Source organism: Ilumatobacter nonamiensis YM16-303 (genome assembly GCF_000350145.1).
Classification (GTDB): domain Bacteria; phylum Actinomycetota; class Acidimicrobiia; order Acidimicrobiales; family Ilumatobacteraceae; genus Ilumatobacter_A; species Ilumatobacter_A nonamiensis.
Genome location: NZ_BAOL01000085.1, coordinates 1 through 20,447, shown reverse-complemented (window position 1 = coordinate 20,447; position 20,447 = coordinate 1). Strand labels below are relative to the sequence as shown.

Sequence of the window (20,447 nt, the reverse complement as noted above, 5' to 3'; positions counted from 1 at the left end):
GTGACCGAAAGTGACGACGGACGCGGATTCGGTCACACAGACTTCGCGGCATCGCGTCCGGGGCGCGTTCAGGCGTCCCAGCGTCGGCCGTCGTAGCCGACGTGCCAGAGCACGAGACCGGTCGGCGGGGCGACGGAACCTGCGGCGGACCGGTCGAGTGCTGCGACGGTGGCGGGGATCGAGTGCGAGTCACGTCGGCCGCGCCCGACATCGACCAGCGTGCCGACGATGCTGCGGACCATCTGATGACAGAAGCTCGACGCGGCGATCTCGAACCGGAGCAACGAGTCGGGCATGTCCTCCAATGCGACCCGATGCCACTCGGCGCGCTGCAGGATGCGCACGAGCGACTTCTCCGGCCGCCCCTCCCCCACCTTGGGACGCCGGCAGAAGCTGGCGAAGTCGTGCTCGCCGAGCAGGTGCGTCGCCGCCACGTTCATCGCGTCGACGTCGAGCGGTTCGACGACATGCCACGACGTGCGCGCCAGCAGCGGGTTCGGCTGCGGGTCGTTCCACACGTCGTATCGGTAGGCGCGGGAGGTCGCGGAGAAGCGGGCGTCGAAGTCGGGCTCGGCCCAGTCCGCGGAGCGGATCACGATCGACGGCGCGCACATCCGATTGACGGAACGCTGCACCCGGACGAGGTCGGCGTGGTCCGGCAGCATCCCGGTGACGACCTGGCCCCAGCCGTGCACACCGGCGTCGGTCCGGCCCGCTGCGGTGAGGTCGAGATCGGTCTGCAGGATCTGCTCGAGCGTCGCCCGCAACATGCCCATCACCGTCGAGACGTCGTGCGACTCGGCGAACCCGTGGAAGTCGCTTCCGTCGTACGCCACGAGCAGTCGGACGTTGCGCCGAGACGCGACGGAGCCCCCGTCGCTGGACGAATCCAACTCCGGGGGCTCGGTCACGTTCGAACCGATCGTCCGTGAACGATCGACCAGATCAGACGAGTTCGATGCGCGCCATCTCGGCGTTGTCGCCGTGGCGCGTGCCGAGCTTCAGGATGCGGGTGTAGCCGCCGTTGCGCTCCATGTACCGCGGAGCGATGTCGTGGACGAGCTTGTAGGTCATCTCGCGGTCACCGAGCTGGCTCTGGATCTGACGGATCCGGTGCACCTGCATCGGGCCCTCTTCCTGAGCCTTCTTGGCCTTGGTGATCAGCTTCTCGGCGATCGGGCGGAGGTGCTTGGCCTTGGCCTCGGACGTGGAGATGCCTTCCGCGGCGAACAGCGACGCGGCGAGGTTGGCCATCATCAGCTTCTGGTGCGAAGCCGAGGAACCGAAACGGCGGGAGCGGCGTGGGGTGGGCATGATTCGTGTCTTTCTCTCTCAGCCTCAGCCGCGGAGCGTCAGGCCGCGCTCGTCGAGCTTGGCCTTCACTTCGTCGAGGCTCTTCTGGCCGAAGTTGGTGATGTTGAGCAGGTCGTCCTCGGTCTTGGTGAGCAACTCGCCCACCGTGTTGACCTGGGCCCGCTTGAGGCAGTTGTTCGGACGCTCGGACAGGTCGAGGTCCTCGATCGGCAGGTCGAGGTCCGGCGAGCTGACGGCGACGTCGACCACTTCGCCGAGTTCGAGACCCTGGGGCTCCTCGGACATCGTGGCGACCAGTTCGGTGAGCGCCTGCAGCGTCGCACCGGCCGAAGCGAGCGCATCGGACGGGGTGATCGAACCGTCGGTGTCGATCTCGATGACGAGGCGGTCGTAGTTCGTGGACTGCTCGACGCGAGTCGGCTCCACGTCGAACGACACCCGGCGGATCGGGCTGAAGATCGCATCGATCGGGATCATGCCGATCGTGCGGTTGTCGTCGTCACGCTTGCTCGTGAGGTAGCCGCGACCCTGCTCGATCGTGAGATCGATCGCGAGGCGGCCCTTCGTGTTGAGCGTGGCGATGTGGAGGTCGCCGTTCAGCACCTCGACGTCGGCCGGGCACTCGATGTCGGCGGCGGTGACGTCTGCGGCACCGCGCACGTCGAGGCGAGCGGTGACCGCTTCCTCGGACTCGGAGGTGACGACGATGTCCTTGAGGTTCAAGATGATGTCGGTGACATCTTCGGTGACACCCGAGATCGTGTCGAACTCGTGGAGCGACTCGTCGAAACGGACGGTCGTGATCGCCGCACCCGGGATCGACGACAGGAGCGTGCGACGGAGCGAGTTGCCGAGCGTGTGGCCGAAGCCGGGCTCGAGGGGTCCGACCGCGAACTTCTGGCGGTTGTTCGATTCCTCACCGAGAGCTTCGATGGTGGGGCGCTGCATGACGAGCATTGGTGCCAGGACCTTTCCGGGGTATTCGAGAGACGTGTGCGAGAGCGTGGTGACAGGCGGCCGGTCGGCCACCGATGAGCGTTACTTGGAGTAGAGCTCGACGATGAGCGACTCGCGCACCGGGATGTCGATGTGATCACGCTCGGGGAGACTGCGGACGGTGACCTGCTTGCCGCCGTCGCCCTGCTCGAGCCAGCCGACGAGCGACCGGTCGAGCGTGTCGATGTTGTGCTGGATGACGATCATCTTCGCGGCCTTCGGCGACAGCGAGACGACATCGCCCTTGCGTGCGGTGTAGCTCGGGATGTCCATCCGCTTGTCGTTGACGCTGATCAGGCCGTGGTTGACGAACTGGCGAGCCTGCGGACGGGTGGAAGCCCAACCGGCGCGGTAGACGACGTTGTCGAGGCGCTGCTCAAGCAGACGCAACAGGTTCTCACCCGACGGTCCGTCGAGGCGGACGGCCTCGTTGTAGGTCTTCTTGAACTGGCGCTCGAGCACGCCGTAGATGTACTTCGCCTTCTGCTTCTCCTGCAGCTGCGCGAGGTACTCGGAGCCGGCGTTGCGGCGACGGGTGCGGCCGTGCGCTCCCGGCGGGAACGGACGACGCTCGAGGACCTTGCGGCCCTTCTCGTTCTCGAAGATGTTGGTGGACAGACGGCGCGAAACGCGCAGCTTGGGTCCGGTGTAGCGAGCCATGACTCAGCGTCCTTTCTCAGCCGCGCCGGCGCTTGGGCGGCCGGCAACCGTTGTGGGGAACAGGGGTGACATCCTTGATCGACACGACTTCGATGCCGGTCTGCTGGATGGAACGCACGGCGGCGTCACGGCCGGAGCCGGGACCCTTGACCTGCACTTCGGCGCGGCGCAAGCCGTGCTCCTGTGCGGAGCGGGCGGCCTTCTCGGCGGCCAGCTGTGCGGCGAACGGGGTGCTCTTGCGGCTCCCCTTGTAGCCGGCGACACCGGAGCTCGCCCAGGCGATGACGTTGCCCTGCGGGTCGGTGATCGACACGATCGTGTTGTTGAACGACGACTTGATGTGGATCACGCCGGTCGTGACGTTCTTGCGGTCCCGCTTACGCGGCCGACGGGTTTGTGCTTGCTTTGCCATGATTACTTCCGGACGGCCTTCTTCTTGTTGGCAACGGTGCGCTTGGGTCCCTTGCGAGTGCGAGCGTTGGTGTGAGTGCGCTGACCACGAACGGGCAGACCCTTGCGATGGCGGACGCCCTGGAGCGAGCCGATCTCGATCTTGCGCTTGATGTCGCCCTGCACGTTGCGGCGCAGGTCGCCCTCGATGGTGAGGTTCTGATCGACGTAGGCACGGATCTTGTTGATCTCGTCCTCGGTCAGGTTCGAGACCTTCGTGTTGGGGTCGAGCTCGAGCGACCGGCAGATGGTCTGCGAGGTCGTGAGTCCGATTCCGAAGATGTAGGTGAGGGAGACTTCCAACCGCTTTTCACGGGGGATGTCAACGCCGGCGATACGTGCCATGTGCTTCTAAACCTTGCTGCTTCCTGGGCCAATCAGCCTTGACGCTGCTTGTGGCGGGGGTTCGTGCAGATGACCATGATGCGACGATGGCGACGGATCACCTTGCAGTTGTCGCACATCGGCTTGACGCTGGGTCGTACTTTCATGGTTGCTTCTCTACTCGTTCGTTCGATGAGATGATTCGTGACGGTCGGTTCGTTGGCCGGCCGCACAGATCGGATTACTTGTATCGGTAGGTGATCCGACCTCGGGTGAGGTCGTACGGAGTGAGTTCCACCTGGACCTTGTCGCCTGGGAGGATTCGGATGTAGTGCATCCGCATCTTCCCGGAGATGTGCGCGAGCACCTCGTGTCCATTGTCGAGTTCGACCTTGAACATGGCATTCGGCAGCGATTCGAGGATCTTGCCCTCGAGTACGATCGCATCTTCCTTTGGCTTGGGCAGGGGATTCTCCTCACCTATCGTGCTCATCACCGGCGCAGAGGCCGCTATCGCTGGTGCTGAAGTCGGTTTTCGTTGTCTTGACGGTTCTCGACCGAGCGGCATGGCTCGGCCTGGTCTGCGAACAGACCGGAAAACGATGCTAACGGTGGAACAGCGCGACTCCACGCGCGAAATCCACAGCGACGCGAGTCACGCGTGGTACGCGCCGGATCCGCACGCCGAGCACACTCACGGGCTGGTGGAGGACGATTCGGCGGGGCGGATCAACGTCCCGCGCACCATCGCCATCACGCTGTCGATCGCGCGGCGCTGTTGCTCCAACGTCTCACTCGACCCATCGGTCAACCCGACGAGAATCAGCCGCACGAACTCGCGCACGAGGTCGGAATCCTCGGGACGCACCTCGCCGCTCGCGATTCCGGCACTCACGATGCGCATGAAGAACTCCTCGCGCTCCGCATTCGCATCGCCGAGCGCTTCGCCGATCTCGGGGTGGCGACGCGTGTCGGCACGGACCGCACCCACGAACTTGGCGAGTGACGGATCGTCACGGTTGAGTTCGTGTGAGGCTTCCAGCACCGCCTCGAGCTTGCTGATGAAGGTGTCCTGCGAGCTGTCCGCGAGCTGGAACCGCCGGTAGATCTTGAGCTGCATGTCCCGGTGCACCTGGAGGTACAGATCGAGCTTGGAGTCCACGTAGTGGTACAGCGCTCCGGTCGTGACGCCTGCTGCGGCCGCGAGATCCTTGTTCGTGACCGCCCCGTAGCCGCGCTGGCCGAACAGTTGACGGGCACCGCCGAGGATCGCTTCGCGCGTCTCGGACGACTTGGTGTCCGGTGGACGACCTCGCCGCCGTGGCGCCCCTTTGCTGCTCATCCCCACCGTCGGAGTATGACGGATGACACACTCGCTCGACGCAGCGGAGCGGTCACGGGCGGTGCCATTTCGAGCGACGCGGTCACCGTCGGCTGTGTTCGACGGCTTTGACCAAGCGTTCGAACACCGCGTCGGGATGACCGATTCCGTTGACGACCGACAGTCGGTTCTGGTCGCCGTAGTGACGGATCAGCGGGAACGTCTGTTCCTCGTACAGGTCGAGCCTGGTGTTCACCGACTCCGGCGTGTCGTCATCACGTTGCATCACGTCGCCACCGCACACGTCACAGATCCACGGGCTCGGGTCGTTGCCGGTCGCCGTGTAGTTGGTGCCGCAGTCGCGGCACACACGGCGCGACGAGATCCGTTCGAGCACGATCTCACGCGGCACGTTGAGGTCGAGGACGACGTCGATCGGTTTGCCGATGTCGCCGGTGATCTCGTCGAGCGCATCGGCCTGCTCGATCGTGCGGGGGAATCCGTCGAGGATGTAGCCACGCGTGTCGGCGTCGGCGGCCTTGAGCCGGTCGCGCACGATGCCGATCATGATGCCGTCGGACACGAGCCCGCCCGCATCCATCACCTTCTTCGCCTCGACTCCGAGTTCGGTGCCCTCGCGCACGGCCGCGCGCAGCATGTCACCGGTGGAGATGTGCGGAACGACGAAGTGACGGCTGAGGCGTACGCACTGCGTACCCTTGCCGGCACCCTGTCGCCCGAGGATGATGAGGCGGGCGCCCGGGATCATGCGCCGCGACCTACTTGAGGAAGCCCTCGTAGTTGCGCAGCGTGAGCTGGCTGTCGATCTGACGCATCAGTTCGAGCGCGACACCCACCGAGATCAACACGCTGGTACCGGCGAAACCGAACGTGCTCACGTTCGCGACGATCAGCAGGATGTACGGCAGGATCGCGATGACCGCGATGAACACCGCACCCGGCAGCGTGATCCGGTTGACGGCCTTGCCGAGGTAGCGCTCGGTCTGGGGTCCCGGACGCACGCCGGGGATGAAGCCACCCTGCTTGCGGAGCTGGTCGGCCTGACGGACCGGGTCGAACGCGATCGAGTTGTAGAAGTAGGCGAACGCGATGATCATCAACGCGAGGATCCCGACGTACACGAAGTTGTCGGGGTTGACGATGTACTCGGTCACGAACGACTGGATCTGGCCACGCCAACTGTCGGGATCGGCCGCTCCGAGCACGTTCGAGAAGATCACGGGAAGCAGCAGGATCGAGCTGGCGAAGATGATCGGGATCACGCCGGACTGGTTGACCTTCAACGGGATGTAGGTGTTCTGACCGCCCATCATCCGGCGACCCACCACGCGTTTCGCGAACTGGACGGGGATGCGTCTCTGTCCGAGTTCGACGAAGACCACGGCGATCACGATCCCCACGGTGAGGATGACCATCGCCGAGAACCAGAACCATCCGCGCAGCGTCAGGATGCTGAGGAACCCTCCGGGCATCGACGCGACGACCGACGCGAAGATCACCATCGACATGCCGTTGCCGATGCCGCGCTGGGAGATCATCTCGCCGATCCACATGAGTACGGCGGTGCCGGCGACCAGCGTCGGGATGATCAGATACCCACGGGGCCAGATGCCTCCCGTGAGCAGCGGGACGTTCGTGGGCGGTCCCTGCGTGAAGAACGCCTGGCCCTGACCGGTGCCGAAGATGAACACGAGCCCGGTCGCCTGCAGCGTGGCGAGGCCGATGGTGACGTAGCGGGTGTACTGGGTGATCTTGCGCTGACCGACCGCGCCCTCCTGCTGGAGCTCTTCCAGCTTCGGGATGACGACGCCGAGGACCTGCATGATGATGCTGGCCGTGATGTACGGCATGATCCCGAGAGCGAAGATCGAGAAGGATTCGAACGCGCCGCCCGAGAACAGGTTCAAGAAGCCGAGTGCGCCCTGCTGGCTGGCCGAGGCCTGCAGCTGCTCGATCGCGATCGGGTCGACACCCGGAACGCGGATCGCCACACCGAGGCGGTAGACGGCGACCATCAGCACCACGAACAGCAACTTGTTGCGCAGGTCGCTGATCTTGAAGATGTTCAGCAGATTGGAGAGCATCGATGACTTTCAGACGAAACGGGGGATCCGCGCGCCAGCGCAGACCAGCGGCGAGGCTATCAGCGACTCGTTCCGCTTCCCGATGGCGCCACACCGTCACCGGGGCCGTGCGTGCCGACGCCCCCGGAATCACCGACCGAACCCGCGACCGCACCGCGGAGCTGCGGTCGGAACCGTGCGGACAGCGACCGCGGGCGCACCAGTTCGATACCGAGGGCGACCAGCCAGCCACCGAGGAAGATCATCCCGAGCGTCGCTCCGACCTTGCGTGCCGCCTGACCGACCTGGCTGTCGATCCACTCGTCGAACGTGTCCTCGCAGTCCGGGTCCGTGGTGCAGTACTGGACCGCGCGCAGCGACCACGTCCGCTCGGACATGGCCGAATTCCGGTCGTCAGCGGGTGAGCTGAACATGATCCACTGGAAGGCGCAGAGATCGTCACGGACATGGGAGCCGTGCTGTTCCAGACACCGCTGGTCGGGACGACCGCCCGTGACGAACACCCGACCGCCCGAGACGACGACGGCCGGTTCGGCTGACGGAAGCCGACTGGTCGAGTCGTCCGCGAGTGGCTCGATGACCGATTCCGGTGAGGTCCACTGCCCCGCCGAGTTCGTGACGCACACCGGGGCGGTCGCCTCCGCGCCCTCGACCGGAACGCGAAAGGCCTGGGACTTCACGCCGTCGCCCGATTGCTCGTCGAAGACGGCGATCCGCGTGGCGAACGATTCGATCTGGTCGTAACCGCACACTCCGACTCCGGTGTTGCTCAGCACGTCGACGACGTCCGGATCGACTGCGTAGGGCCGGGCCGAACGAACGTCGAGAAGGGTCGCATTGGCGCTGGGGTCGGGCATCGGATTCCCGGAACCGAGGATTCCCTCGCCGTCGATCCACTCGCGCAACTCCGCAGCGATCATCCGGTGCCCCAACCGGTTGGGATGCATGCTGTTGTGCGTCCACGAACCAGGATTCATCCGGTCGAACATCGGCCCGTCGGTCGGCTGGAGCCGGATCAGGTTGATCGCCCGCTCGGAACTCTCGCACAGCCGGTTGCCCTCCAGAGCGAACGCTCCCGGCGCGAAGTAGTGGACGCCCGCCTGCGCCGCCGAGACCGAGATCTGACGGTTGAGGACGGTCGTGAACTCGAAGATGAACTCGTGCTCGCTCGCGTCGAGCGGCGAGTCGGCGCACGAGTCCTCGGTGAGCACGAGCGGATACGGCATCACGACGATCGGGACATCCTGGGCGAACTCCTCGCGGATCGCGACGTAGGCCTCCGTCAGTTCTGGTCCGAGCGCAGCGACGTTGTCGAGCCAGATCTCTCGCCGTTCGGCACACGATCCGGGGAGCAGGCAGCCCGCCACGATGTCGCCGAATCGGACATCGTTCCCGCCGATGCTCAACAACACGAGTTCGGTTGCACTGCGGTCGTCCGCCGCGTGATCGAGTTGCAGCTCCGAGCCGTACACGCCATCGGGACCGCATCCGTACTGGCCGGCCGAGCGCGCCTCGCCATCGGGGCACTCGTCGGCATCGTCGTCGCTCTCGACCATCTCCCCGCCGGCGACGACGAGCGACTCCATCGACTCGACCATCGACTCGTCACCGAGCTCCGCCGCCAGATCCATGGCTTCGTCGACCGCCGTTCGGTTCTCGGCATCCGCGCTCAGGTCGTCGGTCTGCAGTTCGAGTACGTGTGCGAGCTTCGCTCCCGAGCAGGCGAGGAAGTCGAGGCCTGGCTCGCTCAACGTCTCGATCGGCTCCGCTCCGTCCGCTCCCGTGGACGAGCCATCGGACGCGCGCGAGATCAGGACGGGATACGCCGTCGGGGCGCGCCGGCACTCGTTCCGGTGATCGCCCTTCTGATCCGTGCCGTCGTAGAACGTCGGCGCGCCTTCACCCGAGATGAACGAATCACCGAACGCCACGACGCCCGCCGCGGCCACGTCGCCCTCGGCATCGACGCCGCTCACGTGTTCCGGGTCGTCCGTCGTGTGCGAGGACAAGCCCCACACGAACGCGAACCCGAGGATCACACCGATGAACAACGTCGAACCCCGCCAGACGATCCACGCCCCGGCCAATGCGACGGTCAGCACGACGAACAGCGTGAACCAGACCGAGCGGCCGAACGTGCCGGTCGTGAACAGCTGGTAGCCGGCGACCCCCACGAGGACGATGCCCGACACCAGAATCGAGCGCTTCATCAGGGTGGACATTCCGAAACGAGCGGGGATGACACTCAAGATGACCATGGCCACGATGGTCAGCCACGCCCCCACGCTCACGACCGGCAACCACCGCAGGACCAGTCCCACCAGCAAGACGATCAAGCCGACAGCGCCGACGATCAACCCGCGCTGACGGGCGTCACCCGGGATGATCCTCAACGCGAACGACTGCGGTCGGGCGTCGCGCGCACACATCGTCGAGAGACCGCCGGTGAACAGTCCGAATCCGACGAGGAGACCGACGACGGCGAGCAGGCGGAGCGGCACGGGCAGGATCCGCAGTCCGATGACGATCGCGCTCACCGCACCGACGAGCAGCCCGGCCTGCATCCACCTCTCGGCCTTCGCGGCCGCCGCGTTGCGGACCTCCCCGACGAACGGACCGATTCCGAACGTGAGCGCCATCAGGCCGAGGAACGCCAGCAGCGGCGACCGCAGCACGTCGGCAACGATCACCGCGATGGCACCTGCTCCGGCCGACACGAGCACGAACGTCTTCCATTTCACGGTGCCCGGGTCACGCCAGCGCGAGGCGGTGTAGTCGGTGGTCACCCACGCGGCGGCAGTCGCCAGCACGACTCCGGCAAGACCGATCGCCGGGAACGACCGCTCGGTCGCCACCCAGAGCAGCACTCCGCCGAGCAGTGCGCCGATCGTGGTCGCGGCGAGCACGATGACCGGGGGCAACGCGCGATACCAGGTCCGCACCCGCCCGGAGCCCGACCGGACGCCAGAGCCGCTCTCGACGACGTCGTCTGCCATCCCACACCCCTTTCTCGGGAGCCGACCCTAGAACTTCGACGCCCGCGCCATCCCGGAATTCGGTGAGTTCGTGCGGATCGATGGAGACGCCGACCCGAAAACGACGATGGCCCGCACGATTTCGTGCGGGCCATCGGTCAATTCTCAGCGATGTGCAGCGGTGTCAGGCACCGACGCGCATCGGCCGGAATCAGCGGTTCATGAATTGGTTGCCCTGGGACGCTGGGCGTCCGGCCTTGCCTTCTTCGTTGAACGGGAGCGTGATCATCGTGATCGAACCGCCGGCGGCCTCGATCGCCTCGACGGCGGCCTTCGACGCACCGTGGGCGCTCACGTTGATCTTCGTGTTGATCTCGCCGCGGGCGAGGATCTTCACGAACGCATCCTTGCGGACCAGGCCGTGCTCGACGAGCACCTCGGGGGTGATGTCGCCATCGACCTTCTCGGCGAGATCGCTGAGGGTGTGCAGGTTGACCGCCTGGTACTCGACGCGGAAGGGGTTGTTGAAGCCCTTGAGCTTCGGCAGACGGCGGAGCATCGGCGTCTGACCACCTTCGAAGGCGCGGTGGACCGTGTTGCGGGCGCGCTGGCCCTTGGTGCCGCGGCCGGCGGTCTTGCCGCCCTTGCCGCTGGTACCGCGACCGACGCGCTTGCGGCTCTTCGTGGAACCCTCGGCGGGCTTGAGGTCATGGACCTTCATGTCAGCTCTCCTTTTCGACAGCTGTGTCGTCAGAATCGTCGCCCGCGAACGGGACGGGGTCATCGGCCTTGTCGGCAGCGACTTCCTCGACGACCTCGGCAACCGCGGTGTCGACCGCTTCGCCGGACTCGTTGGCCTTGTCACTGCCCTGCGGACCGTCGACGTCGTCGCCGATCGCGATGAGGTGGGGCACCCGGGCGATCATGCCGCGGATCTCCGGGCGATCGGGGAGGGTGTTGGTCTGGCCGATCCGACCGAGCCCGAGCGCGCGGAGCGTGCCGCGGTGCTTGGGCTTGGTGCCGATCGCCGACTTGGTCTGGGTGACGGTGATGTCAGCCATGATCAGCTACTTCCTTCAGCGGAGTCGCTCGCACCGGCTGCAGCAGCGACCGGCTTCTTGTTCGACTCGTTGTACGCCTCGAGCAGACCCTTCGGAACGAACTCGTCCGGGTGCAGACCGCGACGCTTCGCGATGTCGTCGGGACGCTGCAGCTGCTTGAGACCATCGATGGTCGCGCGGGCAACGTTGATGTGGTTGGCCGAGCCGAGCGACTTGCAGAGCACGTCGTGCACGCCGGCCTCTTCGAGGATGACGCGGGCAGCACCACCGGCGATGACGCCGGTACCGGCCGACGCCGGCTTGATCATCACGCGACCGCCCCCGGTGCGACCGAGGACTTCGTGGATGACGGTGCCACCGGCCATCGGCACGGTGAACAGGTTGCGGCGGGCTTCTTCGGTGCCCTTCTGGATCGCCAAGGGAACTTCCTTGGCCTTGCCGTAGCCGAGACCGACGCGGCCGTTGCCGTCGCCGATCACCACGAGCGCGGTGAACGAGAACCGACGACCGCCCTTGACGACCTTGGCGACACGGTTGATCGTGATCACCCGTGATTCGCGCAGGCCATCGGGATCGGGGGCGCGCTCGCGCCCACCGTCACGGCCTCCACGGCCGCCCTGGTTGTTTCCTCCGAAACCCATCAGAACTCCAGTCCTGCGTCACGTGCAGCAGACGCCACTGCCGCGATGCGGCCGTGGTAGGCGAACCCACCGCGGTCGAACACGACCTCGGTGATCCCGGCATCCTTGGCCCGTCCGGCGACGAGTTCGCCGACCTTCTTGGCCGCGTCGACGGAAGCCGTCGATCCGGCTGCGCGGACGTCGGCTTCGGTGGTCGACGCGGCGGCGAGGGTGACACCCTCGTCGTCGTCGATCACCTGCACCGACAGGTGCTTGTTGGAGCGGAACACTGCCAGGCGGGGCCGGGCGGCGGTGCCGTGGATCTTCTTGCGGACCCGTCGGTGGCGACGGATCCGACCCGAACGGCGTGCTTGTGCGATCTTCGTCATGATTACTTCTTTCCTGCCTTGCCGGCCTTGCGCACGATGCGCTCGCCGGCGTAGCGGACGCCCTTGCCCTTGTACGGCTCGGGCTTGCGGAGGCTGCGGATGTTGGCGGCGACCTGACCGACGATCTCGTTGTCGATCCCGGTCACGATCACCGAGGTCTGCTGCGGCACTTCGAAGACGATGCCCTCGGGAGCCTCGACGTCGATGGTGTGGCTGTAGCCGAGGTTCATGCGGAGCTTGTTCGGGCCCTGCTGCTCGGCACGGTAACCGACGCCGTGGATCTCGAGTTCCTTGCGGAACCCGGTGGTGACGCCGATGACCATGTTGTTGAGCAGGCTGCGAGTGAGACCGTGCAGTGCCTTGGTCTTGTTCTCCTCGTCGGGACGAACCACGGTGAGGGTGTCACCGTCCTGCTCGATCGTGATCCCGATGTTGCCGGGGATGTTCCGCTCGAGGCTGCCCTTGGGGCCCGTGACCGAAACATGACCAGGTGTCAGTTTGACCTCGACACCGGCCGGAACCGTGATGGGTGCTTTTCCGATACGTGACATCAGCTCACCAGACGTAACAGAGGACCTCGCCGCCCACCTTGCGCTTGCGCGCTTCGCGGTCGGTCATGAGGCCGTTCGAGGTGGACAGGACTGCGACACCGAGACCACCGAGCACGCGAGGGATCGCGTTCGCCTGGCGGTACACGCGCAGGCCGGGGGTCGAGATGCGGCGGATTCCGCTGATCGTGCGGTCACGATCGTCGGAGTACTTCATCTGGATGGTCAGCACCTCTCCCGGGCCCTTGGGGGCGGGGTCGGTACCGAAACCGGCGATGTAGCCCTCGGCTTGGAGGACCTTGGCGAGTGCGACCTTCTGCTTCGAGGAGGGCATCCGCACTTCGTCGTGCATCGCAGTGTTGGCGTTGCGGACACGCGTGAGCATGTCGGCGATGGGATCAGTCAGCATGATTCTTCGATTCCTTTCCGGCTCACCACGAGCTCTTCGTCAGACCCGGGATCTCACCGGCGTGAGCGAGCTCACGCAGGCAGACTCGGCACAGTCCGAACTTGCGGTAGACGGAACGGGGACGGCCGCAGCGGCGGCAGCGTGTGTACGCGCGCACCTTGAACTTCGGCTTCTTGTTGGCTTTGTTGATGAGTGCTTTCTTTGCCATGTCAGCTCAGTTCACTTGCTCTTCTTGCCGTACAGCGGACGCTTGCGGCGCTTCTTGCGGGGTGCGTTGGCGGCGTCTTCGCCCTTCTTGAAGGGGAAGCCGAAGGCGTCGAGGAGGGCGTAGCCGCCCTCGTCGTCGGTGGCCGACGTGACGATGGTGATGTCCATCCCGCGGGGATGGTCGACGTTGTCGGGGTTGATCTCGGCGAACATCGTCTGCTCGTTGAGGCCGAAGGTGTAGTTGCCCTGGCCGTCCCACGAGTGGGCCGGCAGACCGCGGAAGTCACGGATGCGGGGAATCGCGACCGACACGAGCCGGTCGAGGAATTCCCACATGCGATCGCCGCGCAAGGTGACCTTCGCGCCGATCGCCTGACCCTCACGGAGCTTGAAGTTCGCGATCGACTTCTTGGCCTTGGTGACGACCGGCTTCTGGCCGGCGATCACGGTGAGGTCCTCGATCGCGGCGTCCATCAGCGAGGGCTGGCTCGCAGCGCGACCCATGCCCATGTTGATGACGATCTTGTCGAGCTTCGGGATCTCCATCACGTTCTCGATGCCGAGCTGATCCTTCAGCGCAGCGGCGATCTGGTCGTTGTACTTCTGCTTCAGACGTGGAAGCGTGGCTGTCTCGGCCATCAGATCTCTTCTCCGGACGGTCGTGCAATGCGCACCTTGGTGCCATCGTCGTTGACCTTGTAGCCGACGCGGACCGTGCTGCCCTTGTGCACCAGCATCACGTTGCTGGCGTCGATGGGCATGTCCTTGTCGATGATGCCGCCCTGCTCGTTCGCACGGCTCGGCTTGGAATGCTTCGACGCGGTGTTCACGCCGTTCACGATGAGCTTGTTGGACTTCGGGTAGACGTGTTCGATCTCGCCCTGCTTGCCCTTGTCCTTGCCCGTGATCACCTCGACGGTGTCACCTTTCCTGAGCTTCATGTTCACAACACCTCCGGTGCCAGCGACACGATGCGCATGAACTTGCGGTCACGCAGCTCACGGCCGACCGGGCCGAAGATGCGGGTGCCGCGAGGCGTCATGTCGTCCTTGATGAGAACGGCTGCGTTCTCGTCGAAACGGATGTAGCTGCCGTCGGGACGGCGCTTTTCCTTCTTGGTGCGGACGACGACGCACTTGACGACCTCGCCCTTCTTCACGCCGGCGCCGGGCATCGCGTCCTTGACCGTGGCGACGAACACGTCGCCGATCGAGGCATAGCGGCGCCGGGTTCCACCGAGCACCTTGATGCAGAGCACTTCCTTGGCTCCGCTGTTGTCGGCGACTCGAAGTCGCGATTCCTGCTGGATCACTTGGCACGCTCCAGGACTTCGGTGATGCGCCAGCGCTTGTTCTTGCTCATCGGCCGGGTCTCCATGACGCGGACCTTGTCGCCGATGTTGACGTCGTTGGTCTCGTCGTGCGCCTGGAGCTTGGTGGTGCGCAGGACCATCTTGTTGTAGCGAGCGTGCGGCGCACGCGACACGACGGCGACGACGGCGGTCTTGTCCATCTTGTTGGACACGACGGTGCCTTCGCGCACCTTGCGAGCGGCGCGCTCGTCGGTTGTGGTTGCGGTTTCTTCTGACATCACTGTCCTGCCTCGGCGGCAGCAATTTCCTTGCTGCGGATGAGCGTGTTGATCCGGGCGATCTGCTTGCGCACCTTGCCGATTTCGGCGGTGTTCTCGAGCTGTCCGGTTGCGTTGCGGAAGCGCAGGTTGAGCGCTTCCTGCTTGGTGGCCTTCAACTCGTCGACGAGTTCACCCATCGACAGTTCGGCCAGGTCGTTCTGCTTGCCAGCCATCAGACGATCTCCTCACGGGTGATGATGCGGCACTTGATCGGCAGCTTCTGGATCGCCTTGTTGAGGGCGACCCGTGCGGTCTCCTCGTCCGGGAACGACAGCTCGAAGAGCGTGCGACCCGGCTTCACGACGGCGACCCAGAACTCCGGGTTGCCCTTGCCCGAACCCATGCGGGTCTCGGCCGGCTTCTTGGTGACCGGCTTGTCGGGGAAGACGTTGATCCAGACCTTGCCGCCACGCTTGATGGCGCGGGTCATGGCGATACGGGAGGCTTCGATCTGGCGGGCGGTGATCCAACCCGGCTCGAGCGCCTGGATTCCGTATTCGCCGAAGCTCAGACCGGATCCGGCCTTGGTGAGACCGCGGGTGCGGCCACGGTGGTGCTTGCGGTGTGCGACCTTGCGGGGCATCAACATGACACTCAGGCCTCCTTCTCGTCGGTGTCGGCCGGCTTCGCGTCGGCCTCTGGCTTGGCGTCGGCTTCCGGCGCGGCCTGCTTCGCATCGATGGTTGCTTCTTCGTTCAGCAGCTGTTCGAGCTCGGGATCGGCTTCGCGGACCAGCGGCTGGGTCTCGGTCGGCGGGGCGGTGTCGGGGGCGCCGGGGCGACCCGACGACACGACCTTGCGCGGTCCGGCGGCTGCGGTCTGGCCCGAGGTCTCACCGACGGCCATCGCGGCCTCGCGGGAGATCTTGTCGTCGTTGGCCTTCTTGTACGGGGTGATGTCACCCTTGTACAGCCACACCTTGACGCCGACACGGCCGGCGGTGGTCTTGGCCTCACGCATGCCGTAGTCGATGTCGGCGCGCAGCGTGTGCAACGGCACACGGCCTTCGCGGTACCACTCGGTCCGGCTCATCTCGGCGCCGCCGAGGCGACCCGAGCACTGCACCTTGATGCCGAGGGCACCGGCGCGCTGTGCGTTCTGCACGGCGCGCTTCATGGCCCGGCGGAAGGCGATGCGGTTGATCAGCTGGTCGGCGACGCCCTGCGCGATGAGGGCGGCGTCGAGCTCGGGAGCCTTGATCTCCACGATGTTCAGCTGGATCTTCTGGTTGCCGGTGATCTCGGTGATCATCTTGCGCAGCTCGTCGGCCTGGGCGCCGCGGCGACCGATCACGATGCCCGGGCGGGCGGTGTGCACGTCGACGCGGAGCTTGTCCCGCGTGCGCTCGATCTCGATGCGGCTGATCGCTGCGGACTCGAGCAGCTCCATGATCTGGTCACGGATCTGCCAATCCTCGGTGAGGTACTGCTTGTACTCACGCTCGGAGAACCACCGCGACTTCCAGTCGGTGGTGATGCCCAGGCGGAAACCGTAGGGGTTGATCTTCTGTCCCATTACTTCTCCTCCGCCTCGTCAGCGGCCGATTCGTTCGTCTCGTCAGCCGACTCGGTGTCAGCCGCTTCTTCTTCTGACTTGGCGGCGCCGGGCTTGCTGAAGCCGGCTGCCTCGGCGGACTCGACGGAGTCGAACCACACCTCGGCCTTGGTCGGGCCGTAGTACCGCGAGCCGGGCTCGTGGTAGAGCATCGACGACGCGTTGCCCTTGATCTCGTAGCCCTCGGGCATCTCGCCGTCGTCGGTGGCCTGCATCGAGCCCTCCCACTCACCGGCGAGCGCTTCGACCTCGGCCGGCGTCTCGGCGACCGGCTGGTCGGAGACGTCGGTGTCTTCGGCCTCGTCGTGGGCGTCCTGCACCTCGTCGACGGTCGGCTGCTCTTCGGCGGCTTCCTTGCGGCTCCGCTCGACGCGGGCACGACGGCCGGCCGAGCTCTGCGGGCGACCGCTGGCTCCGGCGCCACCCTGGCGCTCACGACGCGCCTGGACGATCTCGAGGCGATCCTCGCTCATCGCCGCGACGATCACGGTGATGTGGCAGGTCTGCTTGTGGATGCGGGTCGCACGACCGCGGGCACGCGGCCGGAAGCGGCGCAACGTGGGGCCCTCATCGGCGAAGCATGCGATGACGACGAGTTCTTCGGCGTCCTGGTTGTCGTTGTTCACCGCGTTGGCCACGGCCGAGGCGAGCACCTTGCGGACGTCGTGGGCGATGTGGCGGTCGGTGAACTGGAGTACCTCGTCGGCGGAGACGACGTCGAGACCCCGGATGAGGTCGAGCACCGCGCGGGCCTTGGAGGCCGAACTGCGGACGTACTTGGCGGTCGACTTCGTGCCGGAACGCTCGCCGGCGACGAAGGACTTCTCGTTGAGCTTGGGACCGGTCATCGCCGAGCACCCCGCTCCATGCCGGCGTGGAACTTGAACGTCCGCGACGGGCTGAACTCACCGAGCTTGTGGCCGACCATCGACTCGGTCACGTAGACCGGGACGTGCTTGCGGCCGTCGTGGACGGCGAGGGTGTGGCCGACCATGTCGGGGATGATCGTGCTGCGGCGGGACCAGGTCTTGATGACCTTGCGCTCGCCGGCGGCGTTCTGGGCGTCGATCTTCTTGAGCAGGTGCTCGTCGACGAACGGGCCCTTCTTGAGGCTACGTGCCATGAGTATCTTCCTTTACCTTCCGGGCGGCCGACTAGCGACGCCCACCCTTACCGGTACGACGACGACGGATGATGAGCTGCTGCGAGCTCTTCTTCTTGTTGCGAGTGCGGCTCTCGGGCTTGCCCCACGGGGACACGGCCGGGCGGCCACCGGATGTACGGCCTTCGCCACCACCGAGGGGGTGGTCGACCGGGTTCATCGCAACACCACGGGTCTGCGGGCGCTTGCCCTTCCAGCGGTTGCGACCGGCCTTGCCGATCTTGACGAGCTCGTGCTCGGAGTTGCCGACTTCGCCGACGGTTGCGCGGCAGTCGATCAGCACTCGGCGCATCTCGGTGGACGGCATGCGCAGCGTGGCGTAGTCGCCTTCCTTGGCGACCAGGCGCACCGACATGCCGGCCGAACGGCCGATCTTGCCGCCGCCACCGGGGCGGAGTTCGACGTTGTGCACGGTGGTGCCGACGGGGATGTAGCGCAGCGGCATCGCGTTGCCGGGCTTGATGTCCGAGCCCTGGCCGGAGACGATGCGGTCGCCGACGTTCAGGTTGCGGGGAGCGAGGATGTACGCCTTCTCACCGTCGAGGTAGTGGAGCAGCGCGATCCGGCAGGTGCGGTTCGGGTCGTACTCGATCGCAGCGACCTTGGCGACCACGCCGTCCTTGGTCCGCTTGAAGTCGATCATGCGGTACTGCTGCTTGTGACCGCCACCGCGGTGACGGCTGGTCTTGCGCCCGTAGGCGTTGCGGCCGCCGGTCTTCGACTTCTTGGCGAGCAGCGACTTCTCGGGCGTCGTCTTGGTGACGTCGCCGAAGTCGGAGCTCGTCTGGAAACGACGTCCGGGGCTCGTGGGCTTGCGTGAACGAATGGCCATGATCAGTGTTCCTCCTGGCTCAGTTCTCGAACAGCGGGATCTCGCCCGCTGCCAGGGTGACGATGGCCCGCTTGGTGGCGGGCTTGACCCCGACGCGGTTGGTGCCTCGAGTGCGCTTCTTCTTGCCGGCGCGGTTGAGGGTGTTGACCTTGGCGACTTCGACGCCCCAGATCGACTCGACGGCGTCACGGATCTCGGGCTTGCTCGCCGAGGTGTGCACCTGGAAGGTGTAGACGCCGGACTCGATGAGCTCGTAGCTCTTCTCCGAGACCACCGGCGCGATGATGATGTCGCGAGGATCTTTCATCAGGCTTCTTCGCTTTCTTCAGCAGTGGCTGCCGCAACCGGAGCTTCGTCCGACGGCAGCGAGGCCTTCGTGAACACGACCCAGTCGCTGCACAGCACGTCGTATGCGTTCAGTTCGCCGGCGTCGATGACCTGCACGGACGGCAGGTTGCGGAAGCTGAGCAGTGCGTTGACGTCGTCGTGTGCGAGCACCACCAGCACGTTGCCGGCCACGTCGAGCGCGTCGAGGGCCTGCTTCGCGAGCTTGGTCTTCGGAGTCTCGAAGTCCCAGGAATCGACGACGACGACCTTGCCTTCGGCGGCCCGGTCGGACAGCGCGGAGCGAGTGGCGAGCTTCACCATCTTCTTCGGCGTCTTCTGGTCGTACTTGCGGGGCTTCGGGCCGAGAGCGATGCCGCCACCGCTGTACTGCGGCGCACGGATCGAGCCCTGGCGAGCGTTGCCGGTGCCCTTCTGGCGGTACGGCTTGGCGCCGCCACCACGGACCTCGGAGCGGGTCTTGGTGCTCTGCGTGCCGGCACGTCGTGCGGCGAGCTGAGCGGTGACGACCTGGTGCATGACCGGGACGTTCGGCTCGAGGCCGAACACCGCAGCATCCAGTTCGACGGTTCCGGCTTCCTTGCCGGCCGCGTTCTTGATCGTGAGTTCAGCCATGCTCAGGCACCCTTTCCAGCGAGCTTGACGGCGTTGCGCACGGTGACGACTCCGCCGGCGGGGCCGGGAACGGCACCCTTGATGAGCAGCACGTTGCGCTCGACGTCGGATTCGACGACTTCGAGGTTCTGCGTGGTGACCTGCTCGTGGCCCATGTGGCCGGCCATCTTCATGCCCTTGAAGACACGGGCCGGGAAGGCGCACTGGCCGATCGCACCGGGCTTGCGGTGGTTCTTGTGGGCACCGTGCGACGCCGGCTGACCGGCGAAGTTGTGCCGCTTCATCACGCCGGCGAAGCCCTTGCCCCGGCTGGTGCCGGTGACATCGACCTTCGTCCCGGCCGCGATCTGCTCGACGGTCAGCTCCTGGCCGACCTCGAGGCCGTCGACGGAGTCGAGGCGCAGTTCGATGAGGCGCTTGCCGGGCTCGACGCCCGACTTGGAGAAGTGACCGGCCTCGGGCTGGTTCAGCTTCTTCGCGTCCTTGCTGCCGTAGGTGACCTGGATGGCCGTGTAGCCATCACGTTCGCTCGTCTTGATCTGCACGATGCGCATGGGGTCGACCTTGACGACAGTGACGGGGACGACCTTGTCGTCGACCCACTTCTGTGTCATGCCGACCTTCTCGCCGACGATCGCTTGTTGTGCCATTTGGCGGTCCTTCTCGTTGTCCAAGCCTTCCGGCGGTCCGGGGGCTCTCCACGTAAAAGCTCCGCAGCACAAAGAATTCGTGCATACGGAGCTGAGAAACTCGGTTGTGCCGGCTGGTTCCAGTCCCAATCGTTGTGGGCGGCCTGGTCGGACGTCAGTTGCGGGGTGTTCTGGTGATCGGGATGCCTCCCGATCACGGCCATGCAATGCTACGGATCGCGAGTCAAGCTTCCAACACCCACCCACCCCGATCTCGTGAACAGTTCCGGCGCTCCGTG

The 20,447-nt window shown here is 65.6% G+C and carries 31 protein-coding genes and 1 pseudogene; all 32 read right to left on the bottom strand.

Annotated features, from left to right (window positions below; all coding sequences use genetic code 11):
• Positions 1–68: 68 nt before the first annotated feature.
• The 32 genes and pseudogenes from truA to rplC all read right to left on the bottom strand — a co-directional run bounded on the left by truA (position 69) and on the right by rplC (position 20,169).
• Positions 69–911: a tRNA pseudouridine(38-40) synthase TruA gene (gene truA, locus ON45_RS10130; protein WP_051062837.1), complete on the bottom strand. Its 843-nt coding sequence runs from the start codon at positions 909–911 to the stop codon at positions 69–71.
• 37 nt (positions 912–948) lie between these two features.
• A pseudogene (gene rplQ, locus ON45_RS10125) lies at positions 949–1,314 on the bottom strand (50S ribosomal protein L17); the annotation flags it as partial.
• 24 nt (positions 1,315–1,338) lie between these two features.
• Entirely contained in the window at positions 1,339–2,262 is a 924-nt protein-coding gene (locus ON45_RS10120; protein WP_277619168.1) for a DNA-directed RNA polymerase subunit alpha, read from the bottom strand.
• Positions 2,263–2,352: 90 nt separating this feature from the next.
• A complete protein-coding gene (gene rpsD / locus ON45_RS10115; protein WP_040493579.1) occupies positions 2,353–2,970 on the bottom strand; it encodes a 30S ribosomal protein S4 in 618 nt (205 codons plus the stop codon).
• Positions 2,971–2,986: 16 nt separating this feature from the next.
• Positions 2,987–3,382, bottom strand: a complete 396-nt coding sequence (gene rpsK, locus ON45_RS10110; RefSeq protein ID WP_040493578.1) for a 30S ribosomal protein S11 — start codon at positions 3,380–3,382, stop codon at positions 2,987–2,989.
• Positions 3,383–3,384: 2 nt separating this feature from the next.
• Positions 3,385–3,765 (bottom strand): 30S ribosomal protein S13, encoded by a 381-nt coding sequence (gene rpsM / locus ON45_RS10105; protein ID WP_040493577.1) that lies wholly within the window; start codon positions 3,763–3,765, stop codon positions 3,385–3,387.
• A gap of 32 nt (positions 3,766–3,797) precedes the next feature.
• Positions 3,798–3,911, bottom strand: coding sequence for a 50S ribosomal protein L36 (gene rpmJ, locus ON45_RS10100; RefSeq protein WP_015440432.1), 114 nt, complete (start codon positions 3,909–3,911; stop codon positions 3,798–3,800).
• A gap of 74 nt (positions 3,912–3,985) precedes the next feature.
• Positions 3,986–4,237 carry a translation initiation factor IF-1 gene (infA, locus tag ON45_RS10095; protein ID WP_051062836.1) on the bottom strand — a complete coding sequence of 84 codons (252 nt, stop codon included), beginning with the start codon at positions 4,235–4,237 and terminating at the stop codon, positions 3,986–3,988.
• A gap of 201 nt (positions 4,238–4,438) precedes the next feature.
• Positions 4,439–5,086 (bottom strand): TetR/AcrR family transcriptional regulator, encoded by a 648-nt coding sequence (locus ON45_RS10090; RefSeq protein ID WP_040493576.1) that lies wholly within the window; start codon positions 5,084–5,086, stop codon positions 4,439–4,441.
• An 82-nt stretch (positions 5,087–5,168) separates the two neighbouring features.
• Complete coding sequence (locus ON45_RS10085; RefSeq protein ID WP_040493575.1) at positions 5,169–5,834, bottom strand: adenylate kinase; 666 nt, start codon at positions 5,832–5,834, stop codon at positions 5,169–5,171.
• A gap of 10 nt (positions 5,835–5,844) precedes the next feature.
• Positions 5,845–7,170 carry a preprotein translocase subunit SecY gene (gene secY, locus ON45_RS10080; protein WP_040493574.1) on the bottom strand — a complete coding sequence of 442 codons (1,326 nt, stop codon included), beginning with the start codon at positions 7,168–7,170 and terminating at the stop codon, positions 5,845–5,847.
• Positions 7,171–7,229: 59 nt separating this feature from the next.
• Positions 7,230–10,166, bottom strand: a complete 2,937-nt coding sequence (locus ON45_RS10075; RefSeq protein ID WP_040493573.1) for an SGNH/GDSL hydrolase family protein — start codon at positions 10,164–10,166, stop codon at positions 7,230–7,232.
• Positions 10,167–10,356: 190 nt separating this feature from the next.
• The gene (rplO, locus tag ON45_RS10070; protein WP_040493572.1) at positions 10,357–10,866 is read right to left on the bottom strand and encodes a 50S ribosomal protein L15; all 510 of its coding nucleotides are present in this window, start codon (positions 10,864–10,866) and stop codon (positions 10,357–10,359) included.
• Between the two features lies 1 nt (position 10,867).
• The gene (gene rpmD / locus ON45_RS24080) at positions 10,868–11,206 is read right to left on the bottom strand and encodes a 50S ribosomal protein L30 (protein ID WP_083914725.1); all 339 of its coding nucleotides are present in this window, start codon (positions 11,204–11,206) and stop codon (positions 10,868–10,870) included.
• A 2-nt stretch (positions 11,207–11,208) separates the two neighbouring features.
• Entirely contained in the window at positions 11,209–11,847 is a 639-nt protein-coding gene (rpsE, locus tag ON45_RS10060) for a 30S ribosomal protein S5 (RefSeq protein ID WP_040493571.1), read from the bottom strand.
• Positions 11,847–12,215, bottom strand: a complete 369-nt coding sequence (rplR, locus tag ON45_RS10055; RefSeq protein WP_040493570.1) for a 50S ribosomal protein L18 — start codon at positions 12,213–12,215, stop codon at positions 11,847–11,849. The genes rpsE and rplR overlap by 1 nt, the downstream gene beginning before the upstream one ends.
• 2 nt (positions 12,216–12,217) lie before the next feature.
• On the bottom strand, positions 12,218–12,766 hold the full coding sequence (rplF, locus tag ON45_RS10050) for a 50S ribosomal protein L6 (RefSeq protein ID WP_040493569.1): 549 nt from the start codon (positions 12,764–12,766) through the stop codon (positions 12,218–12,220).
• A 4-nt stretch (positions 12,767–12,770) separates the two neighbouring features.
• The gene (gene rpsH, locus ON45_RS10045) at positions 12,771–13,175 is read right to left on the bottom strand and encodes a 30S ribosomal protein S8 (protein ID WP_040493568.1); all 405 of its coding nucleotides are present in this window, start codon (positions 13,173–13,175) and stop codon (positions 12,771–12,773) included.
• 19 nt (positions 13,176–13,194) lie between these two features.
• Positions 13,195–13,380: a type Z 30S ribosomal protein S14 gene (locus ON45_RS10040; protein ID WP_040493567.1), complete on the bottom strand. Its 186-nt coding sequence runs from the start codon at positions 13,378–13,380 to the stop codon at positions 13,195–13,197.
• 11 nt (positions 13,381–13,391) lie between these two features.
• A complete protein-coding gene (rplE, locus tag ON45_RS10035) occupies positions 13,392–14,018 on the bottom strand; it encodes a 50S ribosomal protein L5 (RefSeq protein ID WP_040493566.1) in 627 nt (208 codons plus the stop codon).
• Entirely contained in the window at positions 14,018–14,320 is a 303-nt protein-coding gene (rplX, locus tag ON45_RS10030; protein WP_040493565.1) for a 50S ribosomal protein L24, read from the bottom strand. Before rplX ends, rplE begins: the two co-directional genes overlap by 1 nt.
• A gap of 2 nt (positions 14,321–14,322) precedes the next feature.
• On the bottom strand, positions 14,323–14,691 hold the full coding sequence (gene rplN / locus ON45_RS10025; RefSeq protein WP_040493564.1) for a 50S ribosomal protein L14: 369 nt from the start codon (positions 14,689–14,691) through the stop codon (positions 14,323–14,325).
• On the bottom strand, positions 14,688–14,969 hold the full coding sequence (gene rpsQ, locus ON45_RS10020; RefSeq protein ID WP_040493562.1) for a 30S ribosomal protein S17: 282 nt from the start codon (positions 14,967–14,969) through the stop codon (positions 14,688–14,690). Before rpsQ ends, rplN begins: the two co-directional genes overlap by 4 nt.
• Positions 14,969–15,184, bottom strand: a complete 216-nt coding sequence (gene rpmC, locus ON45_RS10015) for a 50S ribosomal protein L29 (RefSeq protein ID WP_040493561.1) — start codon at positions 15,182–15,184, stop codon at positions 14,969–14,971. Before rpmC ends, rpsQ begins: the two co-directional genes overlap by 1 nt.
• A complete protein-coding gene (rplP, locus tag ON45_RS10010; protein ID WP_040493560.1) occupies positions 15,184–15,600 on the bottom strand; it encodes a 50S ribosomal protein L16 in 417 nt (138 codons plus the stop codon). The genes rpmC and rplP overlap by 1 nt, the downstream gene beginning before the upstream one ends.
• Positions 15,601–15,605: 5 nt before the next feature.
• Complete coding sequence (rpsC, locus tag ON45_RS10005) at positions 15,606–16,526, bottom strand: 30S ribosomal protein S3 (protein WP_051062835.1); 921 nt, start codon at positions 16,524–16,526, stop codon at positions 15,606–15,608.
• Positions 16,526–17,413 carry a 50S ribosomal protein L22 gene (rplV, locus tag ON45_RS24075; protein WP_040493559.1) on the bottom strand — a complete coding sequence of 296 codons (888 nt, stop codon included), beginning with the start codon at positions 17,411–17,413 and terminating at the stop codon, positions 16,526–16,528. Before rplV ends, rpsC begins: the two co-directional genes overlap by 1 nt.
• Positions 17,410–17,688: a 30S ribosomal protein S19 gene (gene rpsS / locus ON45_RS09995; protein WP_040493558.1), complete on the bottom strand. Its 279-nt coding sequence runs from the start codon at positions 17,686–17,688 to the stop codon at positions 17,410–17,412. The genes rplV and rpsS overlap by 4 nt, the downstream gene beginning before the upstream one ends.
• Before the next feature lie 31 nt (positions 17,689–17,719).
• Complete coding sequence (rplB, locus tag ON45_RS09990; RefSeq protein ID WP_040493557.1) at positions 17,720–18,559, bottom strand: 50S ribosomal protein L2; 840 nt, start codon at positions 18,557–18,559, stop codon at positions 17,720–17,722.
• A gap of 19 nt (positions 18,560–18,578) precedes the next feature.
• Complete coding sequence (rplW, locus tag ON45_RS09985; RefSeq protein ID WP_040493556.1) at positions 18,579–18,866, bottom strand: 50S ribosomal protein L23; 288 nt, start codon at positions 18,864–18,866, stop codon at positions 18,579–18,581.
• Positions 18,866–19,519, bottom strand: a complete 654-nt coding sequence (rplD, locus tag ON45_RS09980) for a 50S ribosomal protein L4 (RefSeq protein ID WP_040493555.1) — start codon at positions 19,517–19,519, stop codon at positions 18,866–18,868. The genes rplW and rplD overlap by 1 nt, the downstream gene beginning before the upstream one ends.
• Positions 19,520–19,521: 2 nt before the next feature.
• Positions 19,522–20,169: a 50S ribosomal protein L3 gene (gene rplC, locus ON45_RS09975; protein ID WP_083914723.1), complete on the bottom strand. Its 648-nt coding sequence runs from the start codon at positions 20,167–20,169 to the stop codon at positions 19,522–19,524.
• Positions 20,170–20,447: the final 278 nt, after the last annotated feature.